7 protein-coding genes are annotated in these 4,488 nt (G+C 67.6%); 3 read left to right on the forward strand and 4 right to left on the reverse strand.

Annotated features, from left to right (window positions below):
• Window positions 1-69 precede the first annotated feature (69 nt).
• Window positions 70-282 carry a hypothetical protein gene (locus AC5RW2_RS40600; protein ID WP_494031324.1) on the reverse strand — a complete coding sequence of 71 codons (213 nt, stop codon included), beginning with the start codon at window positions 280-282 and terminating at the stop codon, window positions 70-72.
• Window positions 283-748: 466 nt separating this feature from the next.
• Here AC5RW2_RS40600 and AC5RW2_RS40605 point away from each other — a divergent pair, with 466 nt between their 5' ends.
• Complete coding sequence (locus tag AC5RW2_RS40605) at window positions 749-1,024, forward strand: DUF3040 domain-containing protein (protein ID WP_494075264.1); 276 nt, start codon at window positions 749-751, stop codon at window positions 1,022-1,024.
• Window positions 1,025-1,809: 785 nt separating this feature from the next.
• On the opposite strand, the gene AC5RW2_RS40610 is transcribed toward AC5RW2_RS40605, so the two are convergent.
• Complete coding sequence (locus AC5RW2_RS40610; protein ID WP_494037326.1) at window positions 1,810-2,016, reverse strand: helix-turn-helix domain-containing protein; 207 nt, start codon at window positions 2,014-2,016, stop codon at window positions 1,810-1,812.
• A 508-nt stretch (window positions 2,017-2,524) separates the two neighbouring features.
• Between AC5RW2_RS40610 and AC5RW2_RS40615 the strand changes: the two genes are divergently transcribed.
• Both AC5RW2_RS40615 and AC5RW2_RS40620 read left to right on the forward strand, forming a co-directional pair.
• Window positions 2,525-2,647 (forward strand): hypothetical protein, encoded by a 123-nt coding sequence (locus AC5RW2_RS40615; protein ID WP_494002578.1) that lies wholly within the window; start codon window positions 2,525-2,527, stop codon window positions 2,645-2,647.
• A gap of 134 nt (window positions 2,648-2,781) precedes the next feature.
• A complete protein-coding gene (locus AC5RW2_RS40620) occupies window positions 2,782-3,000 on the forward strand; it encodes a hypothetical protein (RefSeq protein WP_493986710.1) in 219 nt (72 codons plus the stop codon).
• Between the two features lie 142 nt (window positions 3,001-3,142).
• Here the strand turns inward: AC5RW2_RS40620 and AC5RW2_RS40625 are convergent, their stop codons facing one another.
• Together AC5RW2_RS40625 and AC5RW2_RS40630 are read right to left on the reverse strand one after the other, a co-directional pair.
• On the reverse strand, window positions 3,143-3,358 hold the full coding sequence (locus AC5RW2_RS40625; RefSeq protein ID WP_493986762.1) for a hypothetical protein: 216 nt from the start codon (window positions 3,356-3,358) through the stop codon (window positions 3,143-3,145).
• A 59-nt stretch (window positions 3,359-3,417) separates the two neighbouring features.
• The gene (locus tag AC5RW2_RS40630) at window positions 3,418-4,080 is read right to left on the reverse strand and encodes a response regulator (RefSeq protein ID WP_494075265.1); all 663 of its coding nucleotides are present in this window, start codon (window positions 4,078-4,080) and stop codon (window positions 3,418-3,420) included.
• Between the last annotated feature and the right edge of the window lie 408 nt (window positions 4,081-4,488).

Below are 4,488 nucleotides of genomic sequence, written 5' to 3' on the forward strand. Positions count from 1 at the left end.
CCGTTCCCCGGGGCGGGCCCTGGGGCCGGTACGGGCGGCCCCCGGCGGGGGGCGCCCCTTCCCTGCCGTCTAGATCCGGTGGGTGTCCCATTCATGCACGCTCAGAGGGACACCTCGGGAGATGAACAAGGTGGAGGGGTAGCGTTCTCCGTTGATGAGCTCGCTTACGCCCAAGGCGGTTACCTCATTCTTCCCCAGCGCCTCCAAAATTTTCTGCCGGTACTCTTCAACATCGGAATCCTGAATGTGGTAATTGCGGTCACCGTAGCGAATGTGGGCCATGTTCCTCCTCATCCCGCAGTGCCGGGCGGCACTGCCTGCATCCTAACCGGTGCCCTCAGCGATGCTCTGCCCTGGCTTCCAGGTGTCGTATGCGCTGTTATCGGCGTCCGTGCTGCTGGTGGGCCGGTAGGGCGGTCCCGGACTGGGGCCAAGAATTCCTCGTACAGCATTTTGTGGTTCTCCCTGCCGTGAAGCGGTCATTTCTCAGGGATACGAGCCAGCCGGCCGGCAGCGGAAACAGATCCCGGCTGCCGTCGTGTCCGGCCGCTGGTCCGAGGACAGGGAAACCGGCCGCGGGAGGGGACGCCGGCGGGCCCGGGGTTTGCCGGGTTGTTTCGGGCAGGTGCGGGGGGTCGGGGCGCGGATCCATAATGGGAACAAGGTGCAAAAAGCACCTTCAGGGTTTCAAGCCAGTACGGGGCTGCGGGTGCTTGAGGCGGTCCCGTACCGGAGCGGGAGATGTCCGGTGTTTTCGTATGAAGAGAACAGGCGCCTGGCGGAACTTGAGCGTGAACTGGCCGCCGAGGATCCCAGGCTGGCACGGATTCTGATCGAGGGGTTTGCCGGTCCTGCGCCCGGGGCGGTGCGCCGGGCGGTCCTGGCCGCGTTGGCCGGGACGGTTGTGCTCATCCTCGGTGTTGCCTCGGAACTGGCGGTCCTCATTCTTGCCGGGTGTGTGCTGGTGTTTGCGGCTGTCCTGCGGTATTTTTTCCTGCGCGGCTCGGACAGCGCCTGCACGTAGGGCCGGCAGCAGCGCGCAGGGCAACCGTCCGCCCGGATGAGGCGCCGGTGGGGTCCCGGATGACGCACCCGGATACGGGTGAGGGGATGCATCGGGGGCGGCCGAGGTGCCTGACTGCTCAGCGCTGCAGCGGATACCGTCCGTGCAGCGCAGCTGCCGGTTCCCGGCTGGGCGGTGGCCGCGACCTGGACGCTGAGCAGATCGACCTGGCCGCCGGCGCGGGTGTGGGGTAGCTGGGGTACCTGATGATCCGGACGGGGCGGGCCTGCAGGAACGGGGACCGGAAGCCCGTGCAACAGGAAGCCCGGTTGCTGCGACGGTTTCAGGCCAACCAGTCCCAGTTGGGGGTGTCCAGGTATCCGGTACCCGGTGGGTACGGGTGCTCCCGCAGCGGCTGCAGATGTAGGCGGCGTGGGCCGGTTCCTGCCGGCGGTCCGGCAGGGTCCGGGCCGGGAGGTACTCCTGGAAGTGAAGGAACTCATCGGACCGCACCCGGGACAGGAGGGCACTTCAGCACCAGCGGCCGGGGAAACCTGCCGGGGCTGGAGCTCGTGCCGGTGCCGGGGCCGCTGCGGGGTGTTTGGGGCTGGCATGGGTGGATCACCACATTGTCATTGGTGCCGATGTATCGAACGGTTTGCCGGCAGGGGCTGATATCGGCGGGAGTATCCGGGACTGGCAGGTCCGGGTTCTCACTCGCCGGGACGCGGTTCTTGTGTTCCCTCCGGTACCGGGGAAGGCCCTCCCCGCCGGCTGCCTGCGCTGTGGCCGGACCCGGGCTGTGGTCAGAGCGGGGGAGCGCAGACCAGGGCGTTGTCCAGATACCGGGCCAGCCGGTTTCTGCTGATCCGGTAGGTGTGTCCGACCCGTACCGCGGGCAGGCGCGCGTTGCGGATCATCCGGTAGACGGTCATGCGTGAGACCCGCAGCCGGGCGGCGACCTGCGCGACACTGAGCAGGACGTCATTACCGGCGGTGAAGTCATCTTTCATTGTTCCCCCATGGTTGGTTGCCCGAAGATGCGAAACCGTACCGGCCCTGAGAGGGCCGGTTGACTACGGACTGTAGGGAAAAACACAGCTGCGCGTACAGGGCGGCCGTGACCTTTCCGTAACAATAAGGCCGGATCCCGGGATCCGGGCCCCTGATTATCCGGGCCTGCCCGGCGCACTTTCCGGCCGACGACCGGAGCGCCCGGCAGCAGGCAGGAACGGGCCGCACCGGGGAAAACAGGGCCCACCGGCAATCACAGGCCACCGGCGGTCCCGGCGGTCCCGGCGCCGGCCGGCGGTTCTGCCGGTGCCGGCGTCATAATCCGCTTCCGGGGTGTAAGGTGACCGCAGTCACAGGTAGGTTGCTGGCCCGGGCAGCCTCGCACCCGCCGCAGCGGCGCTGACCTGCCCTGACGGCTCAATGAGGAACCTTGGGGGAGAACCATGACCGGCAGATTCGAGATTGTGCGGGACGGGGACAGGAAACTGCGGTTCAGGCTGACCGACGGTGAGGGCCGTCCGGTCGTCTTTTCCGGTCTTCGAGCACATGCCGCAGGTGGCCGCGGCCATCACGGCGGTGCGGGAAAGCGCTGCGACGGCACCGGTGATCGACCGGACGCGCACCGTCTAGGCCCTTGCCGTCCGACCTGCCGCAGCGCCGCCGGGGAACCGTCTCCGGCCCAAAGCCGCAGGGCGCTGCGGCCTGCGCGGCGCTTCGGGAATTACCGTCAGTTGCATCCGGCACGGAACAGGAGAACAGCCGCTATGGGACAGTTGCCGATTCAGCAGTGGTGGGACCTGCTTGACCCCGGCACACAAGAATGGCTGCTGCGGAACCCGGGATGCGTGGTCCTGCCCCGCACACTCGCCAATGCCATCCATCAGGCCGCCGGCGATATGGGGCAGAACCGGCACGGCGAAGTGCAGCTCACCCCGGCCGATCAGGACTTCCTGAGGGCCAAAGCCCGCACTGCTGCAATGTAAGCCCCCTTTGCACCCCCAAGTGGTGGGATTCGCGGTCCTGCCGCACTGGCCAGGGCCAGGGCGCCACGCAGAACACAGCGAGCATACGGCGCGGGCCCTGTGGTTTCCCTGCAGGGCCGGGAGCCGGGTGACTTCCGGACGGTCAGCGGGTGCGGTGCAGATCGTAGTCGCTGTGATGCAGCAGCTTGGGGCGGCCGCCCACGCCCTCGATGATCCACACCATCCCGTGGTCGGGGACGGTGTGGTCGACCTGCCCGAAGTAATGGATGAAGCCGTTGCGCCGGGCTTCGATCCGATCGCCCGGATGCAGTTCGGACAGGTCCCGCAGCGGCGGGTTAATGCTGAACATGCTGGCCATGGTGATCCTTTCAGATCCCGTTGTTGTGGTGTCGGGCCCGGGTGGGCCGGGTTCTGATCTCACTGCTGCGGGTCCAGCAGGCCCCGTTGCCTGGCGGTGACGACCGCTTCGAGCTGGGAGTGGGCGCCGAGTTTGGCCAGGACGGACTTGGTGTAGCCGCGGCAGGTTTGGGTGGAGATGCCCAGCCTGCGGGCGTTGGTGCGCACATCGGAGCCGGTGGCCATCAGGCGCAGCACGTCCATCTCCCGGTGCGTCAAATCCGGTACCGGGGGTCCGGCGGGCTGGGCCCGGCGGGCGGTCAGGTGCGCCAGCAGCGCCGGATCGGTGATCATGTTCCCGGGTGTGGCCTGGCGCAGGGTCTGCAGCAGTGTGGCCAGCGATCCGTCCTTGGGCAGGAACGCGCACACGCCCAGGGTCGCGGCCCGTTCCAGCGCGTCGGCGGAGGGGTAGGCGGTGAGCATGACGATCCGGGTGTCCGGTGCCCGGGCCAGGATCTGTTGGGCTGCGTCCAGGCCGTCGCCGTCGGGCAGGTGGTAGTCCATGACCACCACCTCCGGCCGTGACTTCAGGAACAGGGCAACGCCGGCGGCCACGGTTGTCGCGTACCCGATGCTGGTCAGGTCCGGCTCCCGGTCCAGGGCCCCGGTCAGCAGCTCGGCGAAGGTCGTATGGTCCTCCACGACCAGCACCCTGGTACGCGGGCCGGCATTGTCTTCGGTCATGGCGGTTCCCCCTGTGTCCCCCCGACACCTCATGGAAAGGAAAACTACCAGTGCTGATGCGCGATCTTCGGCGGTCCCGAGCCTTTTCCCAAGGTCGCAGCGACACCATCAACACGCAGGCCGCCCGGCCATACCCCGCGCCTGCGGGCCAGCAGCTGGAAGCCGGCGGACCCGGCAGGCAGGATCGGATCGTCCGGCTGCCGCAGCACCGATGCCTGTATTCATGACGGCCCCGCTGCCGGTCACCGAGGAGGACCAGCAGGGCCGTCACCTAAAGGTCCGGTTCAGACACCGTCCGGTAAAGCGCCGGTGCAGTACCCGGCAGAGACTGCTTCAGCCGAAACCTGAAGCGGCACTGCAGAAGACAGGAAAAGAAAACCGACAGTGAATGCTGTCTGCACCTCCCAC

The sequence above is a fragment of the Arthrobacter sp. B0316-1-20 genome, assembly GCF_059091865.1.